Annotated in this window: 14 protein-coding genes and 2 tRNA genes; 11 read left to right on the top strand and 5 right to left on the bottom strand. The window is 67.4% G+C overall.

Annotated features, from left to right (window positions below; genetic code table 11):
* Position 1 precedes the first annotated feature (1 nt).
* From gnd to ACFCV3_RS24805, 4 genes are read left to right on the top strand one after another with little or no spacing between them, the layout of a single operon-like run.
* The gene (gnd, locus tag ACFCV3_RS24820; RefSeq protein ID WP_132412367.1) at positions 2–925 is read left to right on the top strand and encodes a phosphogluconate dehydrogenase (NAD(+)-dependent, decarboxylating); all 924 of its coding nucleotides are present in this window, start codon (positions 2–4) and stop codon (positions 923–925) included.
* Between the two features lies 1 nt (position 926).
* Positions 927–2,066, top strand: coding sequence for a DNA replication/repair protein RecF (gene recF / locus ACFCV3_RS24815; RefSeq protein WP_376033569.1), 1,140 nt, complete (start codon positions 927–929; stop codon positions 2,064–2,066).
* Positions 2,067–2,121: 55 nt separating this feature from the next.
* Complete coding sequence (locus ACFCV3_RS24810) at positions 2,122–2,634, top strand: DUF721 domain-containing protein (RefSeq protein ID WP_376033567.1); 513 nt, start codon at positions 2,122–2,124, stop codon at positions 2,632–2,634.
* Positions 2,635–2,661: 27 nt separating this feature from the next.
* A complete protein-coding gene (locus ACFCV3_RS24805; protein ID WP_376033565.1) occupies positions 2,662–3,975 on the top strand; it encodes a hypothetical protein in 1,314 nt (437 codons plus the stop codon).
* Between the two features lie 10 nt (positions 3,976–3,985).
* On the opposite strand, the gene ACFCV3_RS24800 is transcribed toward ACFCV3_RS24805, so the two are convergent.
* The 3 genes from ACFCV3_RS24800 to ACFCV3_RS24790 are packed head-to-tail and all read right to left on the bottom strand — an operon-like array spanning position 3,986 to position 5,774.
* Positions 3,986–4,543: a hypothetical protein gene (locus ACFCV3_RS24800; protein WP_376033563.1), complete on the bottom strand. Its 558-nt coding sequence runs from the start codon at positions 4,541–4,543 to the stop codon at positions 3,986–3,988.
* A complete protein-coding gene (locus ACFCV3_RS24795; protein WP_376033561.1) occupies positions 4,540–5,139 on the bottom strand; it encodes a hypothetical protein in 600 nt (199 codons plus the stop codon). The genes ACFCV3_RS24800 and ACFCV3_RS24795 overlap by 4 nt, the downstream gene beginning before the upstream one ends.
* A 2-nt stretch (positions 5,140–5,141) precedes the next feature.
* Positions 5,142–5,774 (bottom strand): hypothetical protein, encoded by a 633-nt coding sequence (locus ACFCV3_RS24790; RefSeq protein ID WP_376033560.1) that lies wholly within the window; start codon positions 5,772–5,774, stop codon positions 5,142–5,144.
* 288 nt (positions 5,775–6,062) lie between these two features.
* Here ACFCV3_RS24790 and gyrB point away from each other — a divergent pair, with 288 nt between their 5' ends.
* The 6 genes from gyrB (at position 6,063) to ACFCV3_RS24760 (ending at position 12,256) form a co-directional block, all read left to right on the top strand.
* Positions 6,063–8,144, top strand: a complete 2,082-nt coding sequence (gyrB, locus tag ACFCV3_RS24785) for a DNA topoisomerase (ATP-hydrolyzing) subunit B (protein ID WP_376033558.1) — start codon at positions 6,063–6,065, stop codon at positions 8,142–8,144.
* Positions 8,145–8,234: 90 nt separating this feature from the next.
* Positions 8,235–10,904, top strand: coding sequence for a DNA gyrase subunit A (gene gyrA / locus ACFCV3_RS24780; protein WP_376033556.1), 2,670 nt, complete (start codon positions 8,235–8,237; stop codon positions 10,902–10,904).
* Positions 10,904–11,833 carry a DUF3566 domain-containing protein gene (locus ACFCV3_RS24775; RefSeq protein WP_376033554.1) on the top strand — a complete coding sequence of 310 codons (930 nt, stop codon included), beginning with the start codon at positions 10,904–10,906 and terminating at the stop codon, positions 11,831–11,833. Before gyrA ends, ACFCV3_RS24775 begins: the two co-directional genes overlap by 1 nt.
* Positions 11,834–11,929: 96 nt before the next feature.
* Positions 11,930–12,006: transfer RNA gene (locus tag ACFCV3_RS24770), tRNA-Ile, on the top strand.
* A gap of 33 nt (positions 12,007–12,039) precedes the next feature.
* Positions 12,040–12,171, top strand: a complete 132-nt coding sequence (locus ACFCV3_RS24765) for a DLW-39 family protein (RefSeq protein ID WP_238176512.1) — start codon at positions 12,040–12,042, stop codon at positions 12,169–12,171.
* A gap of 12 nt (positions 12,172–12,183) precedes the next feature.
* A tRNA-Ala gene (locus ACFCV3_RS24760) sits at positions 12,184–12,256 on the top strand.
* 297 nt (positions 12,257–12,553) lie between these two features.
* Here ACFCV3_RS24760 and ACFCV3_RS24755 read toward each other — a convergent pair.
* Positions 12,554–13,411: an aminoglycoside phosphotransferase family protein gene (locus ACFCV3_RS24755; protein WP_376033552.1), complete on the bottom strand. Its 858-nt coding sequence runs from the start codon at positions 13,409–13,411 to the stop codon at positions 12,554–12,556.
* 111 nt (positions 13,412–13,522) lie between these two features.
* Between ACFCV3_RS24755 and ACFCV3_RS24750 the strand changes: the two genes are divergently transcribed.
* Entirely contained in the window at positions 13,523–14,161 is a 639-nt protein-coding gene (locus tag ACFCV3_RS24750) for a DUF402 domain-containing protein (protein ID WP_376033550.1), read from the top strand.
* A gap of 10 nt (positions 14,162–14,171) precedes the next feature.
* On the opposite strand, the gene ACFCV3_RS24745 is transcribed toward ACFCV3_RS24750, so the two are convergent.
* Positions 14,172–14,639 carry an NUDIX hydrolase gene (locus ACFCV3_RS24745; protein WP_376033548.1) on the bottom strand — a complete coding sequence of 156 codons (468 nt, stop codon included), beginning with the start codon at positions 14,637–14,639 and terminating at the stop codon, positions 14,172–14,174.
* Positions 14,640–14,676: the final 37 nt, after the last annotated feature.

The raw sequence follows: 14,676 nt of genomic DNA, 5'->3' as shown, positions 1-14,676 counted from the left end.
GATGGAGCTCGGCCTTGTCGGTCTCGGCAAGATGGGCGGCAACATGCGCCAGCGGATCCGCAACGCCGGCCACACCGTGGTCGGCTTCGATCACAACCAGGAGATCTCCGACGCCAAGGACCTGGCCGACATGGTCGGGAAGCTGACCGCGACGGATCAGCCGAAGGTCGTCTGGGTGATGGTCCCGGTGCAGGCGATCGATCCGGTCGTCACCGAGCTGGCCGAGCTGCTGTCGCCCGGCGACATCGTGATCGACGGCGGTAACAGCCGCTGGACCGATGACACCCGGCGCGCCGCACAGCTCGCCGAGAAGGACATCAAGTTCGTCGACTGTGGCGTCTCCGGCGGAGTCTGGGGCCTGGAGAACGGCTACGCCCTGATGTGCGGCGGCGAGAAGGACACCGTCGCCACCGTGATGCCGATCTTCGAGGCGCTCAAGCCCGAGGGCGAGTTCGGTTTCGTGCACGCCGGGAAGGTCGGCGCCGGCCACTTCTCGAAGATGGTCCACAACGGCATCGAGTACGGGATCATGCAGGCGTACGCCGAAGGCTACGAGCTGCTGGAGGCCGCGGATGTCGTCGACAACGTGCCGGAGGCGTTCCGCTCCTGGCGCGAGGGCACCGTGATCCGGTCCTGGCTGCTGGACCTGCTGGTCAACGCGCTCGAGGACGACACCCACCTGGAGAAGATCCGCGGGTACGCCGATGACTCCGGGGAAGGCCGCTGGACCGTCGAGGCCGCGATCGATCACGCCGTACCGGTGCCGGCCATCGCGGCGGCGCTGTTCGCGCGGTTCGCGTCCCGGCAGGACGACTCGCCGGCGATGAAGGCGATCGCCGCGATGCGCAACCAGTTCGGTGGGCACGCCGTCAAGGACGCCGACGCGGCCGACCCGTCGTACGCGACACCGCCGATCAAGCACTGAGGTGTATGTCACCGCCCTGGGTCTCGTCGACTTCCGGTCCTACCAGCAGGCGGAGGTCGAGCTCGCTCCGGGCGTGACGGCCTTCGTCGGGCCCAACGGGCACGGCAAGACCAACCTGGTCGAGGCGATCCACTACACCGCGACCCTCGGTTCACACCGGGTGGCGACCGACGCACCGCTGGTGCGGGCCGGTGCCACCCGCGCGATCGTGCGGACCGAGATCCGCAGTCAGTACGACCGCGACGTCGTGGTCGAGCTGGAAATCAATCCTGGGAAGGCAAACCGGGCCCGGATCAACCGTTCGCCGGTCCCCCGGCCGCGGGAAGTGCTCGGACTGCTCCGGACGGTGCTGTTCGCTCCGGAGGATCTCGCGCTGGTGAAGGGCGATCCATCGGAACGGCGGCGGTTCCTGGACGAGCTGCTGACACTGCGCGCACCGCGGATGGCCGGCGTACGGGCTGACTACGACCGGGTGCTCAAGCAGCGGAACTCGTTGCTCCGCAGCGCTTCGCAGGCTCGCCGGCAGAACCGGACCAGTGCCGCCGAGGGACAGCTCCGCACGCTTGAGGTGTGGGACTCGAACCTGGCGCGGACCGGCGCCGAGTTGCTGGCGACGCGGCTGGAGCTGCTGGAAGCCCTGCGACCGTTGACGGCCGACGCGTACGACGCGGTTGCCCGAGGCAAGGGTGATGCGCGGCTCGAGTACAAGTCGTCGGTTCCGCTCGAACCCGGGGTGACGTCCCGCGAGCAGCTGGCCGAGGTCATCCTCGCCACCGTGTACGAGAAGCGTCAGGACGAGCTGGACCGCGGGGTGTCGCTGGTCGGCCCGCACCGCGACGACGTCGTACTGGGTCTCGGGGACTTGCCGGCGAAAGGGTATGCGAGTCACGGTGAGTCCTGGTCGTACGCCCTCGCGCTGCGGCTGGCGTCGTACGAGCTGCTCCGAGCCGACGGGGGTGAACCGGTGCTGATCCTGGACGACGTGTTCGCCGAGCTCGACACCAGTCGTCGCGACCGGTTGGCCGAGCTGGTGGCCCCGGCCGAGCAGGTGCTGGTGACGGCCGCCGTGGGCGCGGACGTGCCCGCTGAGCTGAGTGGGGTCCGCTTCGACGTGGGCGACGGGGCCGTCAGTCGTGCCTGAACCCCGGAATTCCTCTGAGAGCGACGCCGAGAGCGATGTCGCTCCGGAGCTACCGGTGGACGAGGAGCACGACAAGCAGGGACTGGATCTGGCGAAATCCCTCGCGGGCCGGCTCAAGCAGCAGGCGGCGAACGGCGGTTTCAAACCGGTCAAGCGTCGTCGCCGGCCCCGGATCGACGGCGCCCAGGTCAGCGGTGCCCGCCCCGACGACCGCGATCCGCAAAAGCTCACCAACACCCTCGGCCGGCTGATGCGCGACCAGGGCTGGGAGGTGGACGTCGCCGTACACGGTGTGATGGCGCGCTGGCCGTCCATCGTCGGCCCCGAAACCGCTCAGCACTGCACCCCCGAGTCCTACGAGAACAACATCCTGACCGTACGGACGTCGTCCACCGCCTGGGCCACCCAGCTCAAGCTCCTCGCCCCCGACCTCGTCCGCCGCCTGAACGCCGAACTCGGCGAGGGCACCGTCATCGCTGTCAACGTCCAGGGCCCGCACGCCCCGAGCTGGCGCCGCGGCCCCCGCACCGTTCGCGGCGGCCGAGGCCCCCGCGACACCTACGGCTGACCGGCGGATGCCCTAGGATCTTGCGCGATGCGCACCCTGGTCGATGGCTTCCGCGAGATGGTCCAGCTGATCGGAGACACCTTCCGGCTCTGGTGGCGGAATCTGCTGCCTCTGACCACCTGGTGGCTGGTCGGGTATGCCGGTCTCAAGGCCTGTACGCGGGCCGCGATCTGGCTGGACGAGCATGCGCACGGCAGTTTGGGTGTCGGTGTCTTCGCGGTCGGTGTGCTGATCCAGATCACCGCCGCGATCGGCATGATCCGGACCTGTGCGAGTTCGCTGTACCGCTGGCGCGACGCCGCCCGGAACAAGGCCGAGGAGACCTCGGACCCGACGCAGCAGGGTTTCCTGGAGCTGGTCGCGGTCACGCTGCTGCCACTGGTCGCGGTGTGGTCGGCGTGGGGCTTCCTCGAGGACCAGATCCAGCAGTTGTCGGCCAGCAACAACGTGGAGCGCGGCACCCAGGCAGGTGCCGGGTTCTTCGAGCTGAACAACGGTGCCTGGCACAAGTACGTGCCGGCGATCTTCATCCTGCTGGTACTGCGGCGGGTCCTGCAGGGGGTCGACGACAAGTGGCCGAGCCGGCCGGTCAAGTTCGCGCAGGTGTGGGCCGAGTCGTTCTTCCTGCTGCTGACCGTCGTCGTGTCCACCTACGCGATCAACGACGCCAAGGACTGGTTCAAGGATCGCAGCTTCTGGTACTGGTCGGTGGACTGGTGGGACGCGTGGAAGGGCTTCTGGGAAGGCATCAACATTCCGCTGCCCGCCGGGCTCGAGTTCCTCTGGGGATTCGCCTGGGAGACGCTCTGGCCGCTGTTCAAGCTGGGCGTCGCCGAACCGCTGACCTGGCTGGCGATCACGACCGTGGTGTTCGGTCACCGGGTGCTGTCCAGCCACGGCGTGCTGACCGGGACCAGGCTGGAGCGCCGGCTCGGTGGCCGGGTCAGTGAGGCCGCGCCGCAGCCGAACCGCTTCGTCGCCCTGACCAACAAGGCGCCCGACCTCGTCCTCGGCGGATTCCGCGAGAAGTTCTACCCGACGCTGAACGCGTTCCGGCTGCTGGTCCGCGTCGGTCCGGTCTTCCTCGGCGTGGTCTGCATGCTCTACACCGTCTGGCTGCTCGGCGACGAGTGGATGTTCGTGCTGATCCAGCGCGCGATCGGGATCCACGGGCAACGCTGGGGCCTGATGAACCACGAGATCGCGGACCTGATCCGCAGCCTGATCTTCGAGCCGATCCGGATCGCCTTGCTGGCGGCGGCCTTCGACCTCTGCATCTCGGTCGGCAGCGAGCGTCGCGCCGAAGCGGCGGCCGCGGCCAAGCAGCCCGCGACCGCCTGATCCACCGCGGTCAGGTGGTGAGCAGGAACCGCTCGTAGTCGTCGCGGTTCGTGATCACGACACCCTGCAGGTGCGGCAGGGCCTCCTCCGGTACGACGTAGATCTGCGCGATCTTGTTGGGCTTGTTCCGGACGAGCGGAGTGTCGTAGTCGGAACAGGTCGTCGGGACCGGGAACCTGAAGGCGTTGGTGGTCTGCCAGCTGTTCCCGCGGTCGTCCCGCAGCGAGGTGGCGCAGTGGAACCCGCCGTCCTGCAGCCGCAGACCGTCCAGCGGAGTGACCCGCAACTGGGCCACGACGATCACCGCACCGGCCGGGCGGTCGACCTTGATCTCTTCGCCCTTGGTGTTCACGAGGCGGGTGTAGACGCTCATCGAGTCCAGCTGCCAGGTGGCCCGGCCGATGGTGACCGGGCCCTTGTCGACGACATGGTTGATCGCACCGTCGTTGAAGTTCTGCTCAGGGTCGCCGAGATACGTCTTCAGCATCAGGAAGCAGCTGGTGGCCAGCAGGACCAGCAGCAGCGAGATCTGGGCCGCCAGCCGGGCGGCGCGGTTCGGGCCTGTCACGATGCCACCCGGATGTCCTGCTTCGGAACGACGAACTGCTCCGCGGCGTTGTCGACGAGTTGCTGCGCGACCGCCTCACTGGGGATGCCGAGGTCCACCGACACCATCCGGTTCAGCACGTTCCAGAACTGTCCCGGCCGGACCTGGAGGGTGAGGCCGGCGAGCTCGGCCGGGTCGACCTCGAACACGATCGCGCCGGACTGGGTGAACCCTGACGCGCCGAAATCGATTCTGGAATAGGTCAGTGGGAGCGGGTTGAAGACGGCGTCACCGTCCGAGACCAGCGTGGCCTGCGCGGTGTCGGCCTTGTCCACGCCCGGAGTGCTCTCCCACTCCAGCGCGACGAAGATGCCGTTGGTCTCGAACGGCTTGGCGTCGGAACTGGCGTTCGTCTCCATCACCGACTTGGCCAGATGCATGCGCACCACCGTCAGCGATGCCTCCTTGCCGAACCTGAGCGGCTGGCCGATCGTGCCACTGCTGACCATCATGTTCTGTTGCTCGAACACCTGCTCAGGTGTCGCCAGCCGGGTCAGTCCGCCGATCAGGACGAACAGGATGCCGACGAGGATCGTGGCGGGGCGGTAGAGCTTCACTCCTACTTCTCCTTGCCATCGACGACAACGGTCGGCTTCAGGCGGACGACGGCCGCCGCCTTCGGCAGATGCCAGTACGGGTCCTCGTCCGCGCCCATCAGCCCGTCGTCGGAGACGTACTGCTCACCGAGGATGCCGATCTCGATCTGGTCGGCGGTGAAGTCGGGCTCGACCTCGAACTTGGTGAAGCAGCTCTCCGGCGGCAGGCCGTACACGATCACCCAGCCCGACTGGTCGCGGCACCGGGCACCGCTGGAGTCCACCAGGTCCTTGCCACCACCCGGGACCAGCCGCAGTACCTTGTTGCCGACCGACGTACTCGTGTATTCCTCGGTGTCGATGTTGCGGACGTCGAAGTAGACCCGCAGCTCGGCCTCGGCGGCGGAGTACTCGGTCTTCGGCTTCCGGACGATCTCGGCCTTGGTGAAGCTGAACTCCCACCGGCCGGCGGCCACCGTGGCCGGGGCGTCGTAGGTCGGTACGGCGCGGCCGACCCGCTGCTTCCAGCCGCCGGTGACCAGCACCAGCAGCGCCAGTACGACGACGATGCCGATGACGATCAGCCAGGTCCGCCGGTGCCGGCGGATGACCCGGTCGGCGATCAGGTCGTCGATGACGTCGTCGAGACTCTCCACGGCAGCGATCCTAAGGGGCGGCGGGTGCGCGGGGGGCGGTCTGGACCGGTCCGCGGGCGCTCGCCGTACCGAGTCAGTGGTGAAACGACCGGAGGCCACTGAGCGCCCGTGAGCGCTTTCCGGCCCCCCACCCGCGAGAGGGGACATGGCGAGGAGGGCGAAAAGACGCCCTGAGGTGAGTTTCAGGCGGCTGGTGGCAGGTTCTGCTTCGGTCGACGGGTAAGATAAACCCAGTACGACGAGCCGTGCCCCTAACAACACTGTAGAGGCGGCTTCCACTGTGCCGCGATGCCTCGCGAACGCGGGGTCCGAGGAGGACAACAGCCGGTGACCGACGAGCCGACCGAGATCGACGAAACAACGTCCGCAGACAGCACCGGCATCGAAGAAGAAGCACTGCTGACCGAGATCCAGTCCAGCGTCGTCGAGAAGGAGTACGACGCCAGCGCGATCCAGGTCCTCGAAGGTCTCGACGCAGTCCGCAAGCGGCCCGGTATGTATATCGGATCGACCGGTGAGCGGGGTCTGCACCACCTGGTCTACGAGGTGGTCGACAACGCCGTGGACGAGGCGCTGGCCGGATTCTGCGACAAGATCGTCGTCACCCTGCTCCCCGACGGCGGCGTCCGCGTCGTGGACAACGGCCGCGGTATCCCGGTCGACATCGTCGAGTCCGAGGGCAAGCCGGCCGTCACGGTCGTGCTGACCGTCCTGCACGCCGGCGGCAAGTTCGGCGGCGGCGGGTACAAGGTCTCCGGTGGTCTGCACGGCGTCGGTGTCTCGGTCGTGAACGCGCTGTCCAGCCGGCTCCAGGTGGACGTGCGCAAGAACGACAAGCTCTACACGCAGTCCTTCACCATCGGTGTTCCGGACGCGGACCTGGCCGAGATCGGCACGTCGGACTCCAACGGCACCACCATCACCTTCTGGCCGAGCCCGGACGTCTTCGAGACCACGACGTACTCGTACGAGACGCTGACCACCCGCTTCCGTGAGTACGCGTTCCTGAACAAGGGCCTCGAGCTCGTCATCCGCGACGAACGGCCGGACCACACCGAGGACGGTCAGCCGGTCGAGCAGTCCTTCAAGTACGACGACGGCCTGGTCGACTACGTGAAGTACCTGACCGGTATCCGCGAGACCGTGCACCGCGACGTGATCGCGTTCGAGGCCGCGCAGGCCGACGGGTCGCTGAGCCTCGAGGTCGCGATGCAGTGGAGCGGCTCGTACCAGGAGTCCGTGCACACCTTCGCGAACACGATCAACACCCACGAGGGCGGCACCCACGAAGAGGGTTTCCGGGCCGCGCTCACCTCGCTGGTCAACTCGTTCGCCGAGGACCAGGGCATGATCAAGAAGAAGGAGGACAGGCTCACCGGTGACGACATCCGGGAGGGCCTGACCGCGATCATCTCGGTCAAGCTGGGCAATCCGCAGTTCGAGGGCCAGACCAAGACCAAGCTCGGCAACACCGAGGTGAAGGGCTTCACCCAGCGGGTCGTCAACGACCGGCTCGGCGCCTGGTTCGAGCAGAACCCGCAGGAAGGCCGCGAGATCATCCGCAAGGCCACCGCGGCCGCGAGCGCCCGGATCGCCGCCCGCAAGGCGCGCGAGCTGGCCCGGAACCGCAAGGGCCTGCTGGGTGGTGGCGGGCTGCCGGGCAAGCTGTCCGACTGCCAGTCGACCAACCCGGAGGAGTGCGAGGTCTACATCGTCGAGGGTGACTCGGCCGGTGGCTCCGCGAAGGGTGGCCGGGATCCGAAGTACCAGGCGATCCTGCCGATCCGGGGCAAGATCCTGAACGTCGAGAAGGCCCGGATCGACCGCGTCCTGCAGAACAACGAAGTACTGGCGATCATCTCCGCCCTCGGCACCGGGATCCACGAGGACTTCGACGAGGAGAAGCTGCGGTACCACAAGATCGTGCTGATGGCCGACGCGGACGTCGACGGTCAGCACATCCGCACACTGCTGCTCACGCTGCTGTTCCGGTTCATGCGGCCGCTGATCGAGCGCGGCCACGTCTACGCCGCGCAACCGCCGCTGTACAAGATCCGCTGGAGCAACCAGACGCCGGAGCTGGCCTACACCGAGCGGGAGAAGGACGGCCTGCTCGAGGCCGGGATCGAGGCGGGCAAGAAGCTGCCGAAGGACAACGCGATCCAGCGCTACAAGGGTCTGGGCGAGATGAACGCCCAGGAGCTGTGGGAGACCACGATGGACCCGGCCAACCGGGTGCTGCTGCAGATCACCCTGGACGACGCGGCCCGGGCCGACGAGACCTTCGCGACCCTGATGGGTGACGACATCGAGGCTCGGCGGAACTTCATCCAGCGCAACGCCAAGGACGTTCGGTTCCTTGACATCTGAGCGGAGCGGCCACGCCTGCGCGGGGCCGCGACCACTCCAGCGCCGACTTCAGCGACGTACGACGTCTGACACGAACGGGACGAGCATCAGATGACCGAGACCCCCATTTCTCCTGGACACGACCGGATCGAGCCGCTCGATCTGCAGACCGAGATGCAGCAGTCGTACCTCGACTACGCGATGGCCGTCATCGTCGGCCGCGCGCTGCCCGAGGTGCGCGACGGCCTGAAGCCGGTGCACCGCCGGATCCTCTACGCCATGTACGACGGCGGCTACCGGCCGGACCGCGGTTTCTCCAAGTGCTCGCGCATCGTCGGTGACGTGATGGGTCAGTACCACCCGCACGGCGACTCCGCCATCTACGACACCCTGGTCCGGCTCGCGCAGCCGTGGGTGATGCGGGCACCGATGATCCAGGGCCAGGGCAACTTCGGTTCGCCGGGTAACGACCCGGCGGCCGCGATGCGGTACACCGAGTGCCGGCTGGCCCCGCTGGCGATGGAGATGGTGCGCGACATCGACCAGGAGACGGTCGACTTCCGCCCCAACTACGACGGCCGCTCGCAGGAGCCGGTGATCCTGCCCAGCCGCTTCCCGAACCTGCTGGTGAACGGCTCGGCCGGGATCGCGGTCGGGATGGCGACCCAGATCCCGCCGCACAACCTGCGCGAGGTCGCGGCCGCGGCGCAGTGGTGCCTGGAGCACCCGGACGCCACCCAGGAAGAAGTCCTGGCGGCCTGCATGGAGAACATCAAAGGCCCGGACTTCCCGAACGGCGCCCTGATCGTCGGCTACAAGGGCATCGACGACGCCTACCGCACCGGTCGTGGCTCGGTCACGATGCGCGCGGTGGTCGACATCGAGGAGGACGCCAAGGGCCGGACCAGCCTGGTCGTCAGCCAGCTGCCGTACATGGTCAACCCGGACAACCTGGCGCAGAAGATCGCCGAGCTGGTGAACACCGGCAAGATGACCGGGATCGCCGACATCCGCGACGACACGTCGTCCCGGACCGGCCAGCGCCTGGTGATCGTGCTCAAGCGCGACGCCCAGCCGCGCGTCGTCCTGAACAACCTCTACAAGCACACCCAGCTGCAGGACACCTTCGGGTGCAACATGCTGGCGCTGGTCGACGGCGTACCGCGCACGCTCAGCCTCGACCTGTTCATCACGCACTGGATCGACCACCAGATCGAGGTCATCCAGCGCCGGACGCGCTACCGCCTGCGTGAGGCCGAGAAGAACGCGCACATCTTCCGCGGGTACGTGAAGGCGCTGGACGCGCTGGACGAGGTCATCGCACTGATCCGCCGCAGCCCCGACGTCGAAGAGGCGCGGCAGGGCCTGATGAGCCTGCTGGAGATCGACGAGATCCAGGCGCAGGCAATCCTGGACATGCAGCTGCGTCGGCTGGCCGCCCTGGAGCGGCAGAAGATCGTCGACCGGCTGAACGAGCTCGAAGCGATCATCGCCGATCTCGAGGACATCCTGGCCGACCCGGTCCGGCAGCGGAACATCGTCCGCGACGAGCTGGCCGAGATCGTCGAGAAGTTCGGCGACGACCGCCGTACCGAGATCATCGCGGCCGACGGCGACCTGTCCGTGCAGGACCTGGTCCCGGACGAGGACGTCGTGGTCACCATCACCCGCGGCGGCTACGCGAAGCGGACCAAGGCCGACCTGTACCGGACGCAGAACCGCGGCGGTAAGGGTGTCCGCGGTGCGCAGCTGCGGGCCGAGGACGAGATCAACCACTTCTTCGCCACCACGAACCACCACTGGATGCTGTTCTTCACCACCAAGGGCCGGGTCTACCGGGCCAAGGTGTGGCAGCTGCCCGAGTCGGCGCGCGACGCCAAGGGTTCGCACGTGGCCGGGCTGCTCTCCTTCCAGCCGGACGAGGACATCGCGCAGGTGCTGACGCTGCGCGACTACGAGCAGTCCGACTACCTGGTGCTCGCGACCAAGAAGGGCCTGGTCAAGAAGACGGCACTGACCGACTACGACTCGGCCCGGCAGAGCGGCATCATCGCGGTCAACTTCCGCGAGGACGACGACGAGCTGATCGGCGCCGACGTGGCCACCGCGAACGACGACCTGCTGCTGGTCTCCCGCAAGGGGCAGTCGATCCGCTTCACCGCGAACGACGAGCAGCTCCGCCCGATGGGCCGGGCCACCTCCGGTGTCACGGGGATGAAGTTCCGCGCGGGTGACGAGCTGCTGTCGATGTCGGTCATCCGGGCCGGCGACGACGAAGAGGCGCAGTACGTCTTCACCGTCACCGACGCCGGGTACGCCAAGCGGTCGCAGGTCGCGCAGTACCGGCAGCAGGGTCGCGGCGGGCTCGGCATCAAGGCGGTCAAGCTGAACGACGAGCGCGGTTCGCTGGTCGGCGCGATCATCGTCGTCGACGAGGACCAGGTGCTGGCGATCAAGGCCAGCGGCCAGGTCGTGCGCAGCCGGGTCGACAGCGTGCCGGTCAAGGGCCGGGACACGATGGGCGTTCGGTTCGCCGGGGTCGGCGAGTCCGACGCGGTCGTCGCGATCGCCCGGAACACCGACCTGACCGTCGAGGGCGTCGAAGGGGCCGAGGGCGCCGAGGGTGCGGAAGGTGTCGATGCGGTTGCGGCGTCCCAGGATGTGGACGCTTCGACAACCGAAAGCCCGGCTGGGAGCGTCAGTACTTCCGACGAGCGTTCGACGGATGTGAACGGCGCGGCTACCGTCGAAGACGACGATGCCGGCCAGGAGGGTAACTGATGACCAACCGCGCGAGGCCGACCTGGCCCGAAGGTGCGGACAGCTCCAAGTCTCAGCGCCCCGCGCCGGGCGCGAAGCAGTCCACGCCGGCCACTCCGCCCTCCAACGGTCAATCGGCCAACGGTCGCCCCAGTGGGAACGGCCGGGCTGCCACGCCGCCGCCGAGCACGCAGCGGCCAGCCGCCGAGCTCCGCCCGCAGCAGCAGCGACCGGGCACGGCCGGAGCGCCGGCCCGTCCGGCGCAGCAGCCGCCGGTTCGCCCGGGGGCTCAGCCCAGCACCTCCCGACCCACCCCAGCACCCAGTACGCCGGGCCGCCCGGAGCCGTGGACACCCAGCACGACACCGGCCGCGGGTCAGCCTGGTGACGGCGGATCGTCGTACGGGGTGACCGGACGCACCGAGAAGCCCGGCACGTTCGGCGGCAAGACCGAGTCGTTCGGTGACAAGGTGAGTGCGGCCCGTCAGGCCGTCCTCGACAAGGCCGCCGGCATGACCGGCAAATCGGACAGCGAGAGCGTCGAGCTCGGGGACACCACCAAGGCGTCGGCCAAGGGGCAGACCCGCAAGGCCCGGCTGCGGATGTCCCGGATCGACCCGTGGTCGGTCATGAAGACGGCGTTCCTGCTCTCGATCGCCTTCGGCATCGTCACCTGGGTCGCGGTCTTCATCGTCTGGTCCGCGATCGGTGCCGCCGGTGTCTTCGAGAACATCAACAGCACCGTCACCGAGGTGCTCGGCAACCCGAACACCGAGCCGTTCCGGATCGAGAACTACATCAACACCGGCAAGGTGATGGGTTTCACCACCCTGCTCGCCTGCGCCGATGTGCTGATCATCACGGCCCTGGCCACCCTCGGATCCTTCCTCTACAACATCGCCGCCACGCTGCTCGGCGGCCTCGAAGTCACGCTCGCGTCGGAGGACTGAGCCCTCCCGGCCGGGCCCACCAGGGTCCGGCCGGAACCGGTTTGGGAGACAGGCACCTGGTGCGGTAATCTCTCCCAGGTTCGACCCCGTAGATACGGGCCTATAGCTCAGTTGGTTAGAGCGCTGCCCTGATAAGGCAGAGGTCACTGGTTCAAATCCAGTTAGGCCCACCAGATCGTGAAACCCCCGATCCGAGGAGTCCCGCGGTGCTGAGAAAGATTCTGCTGGTGCTGCTGGCCGGCATCGGTGGATACTTCGCTTACAAGAAGACCCAGCAGTCCCGCGCCGACAAGGACCTCTGGGCCGAGGCCGTCGACCCGGTCACCCCGGGCCGCTGACCACCCCACCACGGGGGCGTAGCTCAACTGGCAGAGCACTGCCTTTGCAAGGCAGGGGTTAGGGGTTCAAGTCCCCTCGTCTCCACGAAGCCGATGGCGACTCGTGTCCGCAGAAAGCGCGGACCGGGTCGCCTTCGTCATTTGTGCGGCTGCGCTTCGCTTGCCGCCGGCGGGGGCTCCGCCACCCGCACCCCCTTTGGGTCTCGCTTCGCTCGCCCTTCGGTGGCTGGGCGCCGCGGTTTAGTGATTCCCCCGCGGCAGCTACGCCCACTTCTTCGTCGCGTGCTACGCAGCCAGCCGGCCCACCCTCAGGTCCGTGCGCTACCGCGCCCACCTGCGGGCGGCGTTGCACCTCACCCACGTCAAGTTGTGCGTGGTGGTGCTACCAGGTGACGTCGTCGAGAGCTGGCCAGGGTGGGCCCTCTCGTAGGGCGCGCAGGAATGCGACTCCTGAGCGTCTGCCGCTTGGGTGGTGGTCGTTGAGGCTCCAGCGGTGTGCGGCGATGATCGCGAGTACGACGCCTCTGCAGTCGCCGATCAGGTCTTGGTCGGCGTTGGGGTAGTGGTGGCTGACCTTGTTGGGGGTCCAGGCCAAGTCGTACTCGACGGGGCCGCGGGTGGTGTTTTCGAAGTCGATGAAGAGTGGGCCGTTCTTGGTGTTGAGGATGTTGAACGGGTGGGGCTCGCCGTGTAGCAGTTGTTCGGCGGGACGGCGGTTGACGATTGATTGCTTCAGATCGTGGAGGGCGTTGGCGAGCAGGGCTCGGTCTGTGTCTGCGAGGTCGGGGGTGACGGCACGGGTGGCAACGTCTTGTTGAGTGGCAGCTACTCGGTCCATGAAGTGTGGCGTCGGGACGTCGATGCGGCGTAGGCCGGTGTGGAGACGTGCGAGCGCCTGGGCGTACTCGGCTGGGGGAAGCGTTCGAGACTGCACGGGTTCGAAGTAGGTCCACAGGGTGATTTTGAAGCCGTCTTGTGTGAAGACGCGTGGTTCGACTCGGGGCTCGAGTGGGGCGACTGAGGTGTCCGTCGGCGTTAGCTGCCTCACGAGTTCGACTTCTTGCTCTGCGCTGGCGAAATGCGTGATGGGCGTGACTCGGGCGACGGTGTCGCATGGGGTCAGGCGGATGACGAGTCGGTTGGAGTTGCTGAGAATGGTCGCGTCGTCGACGGACAGGTTGAGTTCTGAGGCGGTCGACATCGCCGCAGCCACCGCACGGCGCGCTTCAGCTGCTTCCATCGCCGTGTCCCCTTCCCTTCGCGAGGAGTTGAGTCTGGCAGGCGACCAGCAACACTTCCCCTCATTTTCAGAGGCCTGCGGGAGGGCTGGAGACGGCCGTAGCATTGCCCGATGGTCTTTGCTCCTGGTCGGTCTATTGCTCGTCGCGATGTCCATCTCAACGGGATGATTGCCGCGGTGCAGACCACGCGGGTTGTTTGTGACGACGCGGAGGCGTTGCTTACGTGGACTGCGGCCGGGTCGGACTGCATGTTGCGCGGGACTCGGGACGGGGCGTTGATTCGGAAGATGTCGCTGGCGGAGCGGGACCGGACAGCGTCGATGCTGTGGCCTCGGCAGTGGGAAGGTCGGCACGTGCTGATGCGGACCGAACCCGGGGCGGACCATTCGGTGTGGTGGTTCTTCGACCTGGAGATGCGGTTCGAAGGGTGGTACGTGAACCTGGAGTCGCCGGTACGACGTTGGTCGGCTGGGATCGACGTCCTCGATCACGCGCTGGACATCCTGGTCGCGCCTGATCGCAGTTGGTCGCTGAAGGACGAGGACGAGCTGGACGAGCGGATCGGTCATCCGGCGTACTGGACAGCAGCTGAGGCGGACGGCATCCGCGCGGCCGGCGAGCGCATCACCGGCGACATCGAGGCTGGCCGCTTCCCGTTCGACGGCGCGTACACGGATTTCCGTCCCGAACCGTCGTGGGGACCGGCTGACCTGCCCCCGTACTGGGACGCCGAGGTGGCGTTCCGCTGATCGTTGAGGGCTAGGTGCTGGTGTCTAGCAGTGCGGCTAGTGGGGATCTGATGTCGGCGGGGTAGAGGCCCAGGCTGTCGAACTCGGTGGGGTCGGCCCACAGGAGTTCGGAGATGTTGTTGGGGGTTTGGGACTCTGCTTCGTCGCCGGACAGGGCTGGGGTGCCGGCGACTTCGGTCATGAGGAAGTAGGAGGCGGGTCGGCCGTTGTGTTTACCGGTCCAGAGCAGGCGGTCGATCTTGGCGGTGAGGGTGGTTTCCTCGTTCAGTTCGCGTAGGGCTGCTGTTTCTGGGGTTTCGCCTTCCTCGACGTGGCCGCCGGGGAGTACGGCGTAGTGGTGGCCGGGGCAGTTTGGGCTGCTCCACTCGGCGGCCCCGCACATGACGCAGGTGCTGGCTGAGTCGTGGCGCAGGTAGCGCTTGATCACTAGGGCCCGAGGGCCCTCGACGACTACAGCGGCGGCTCTTGGGATCGGCATGGCGAGCAGACTGCCAGGGCGATCCGACAGAATCGCG

The sequence above is a fragment of the Kribbella sp. NPDC056345 genome (assembly GCF_042262745.1).
Classification (GTDB): domain Bacteria; phylum Actinomycetota; class Actinomycetes; order Propionibacteriales; family Kribbellaceae; genus Kribbella.
Note: the sequence above shows the minus strand (reverse complement) of the source record. Positions and strands in the feature narration are given on the sequence as shown.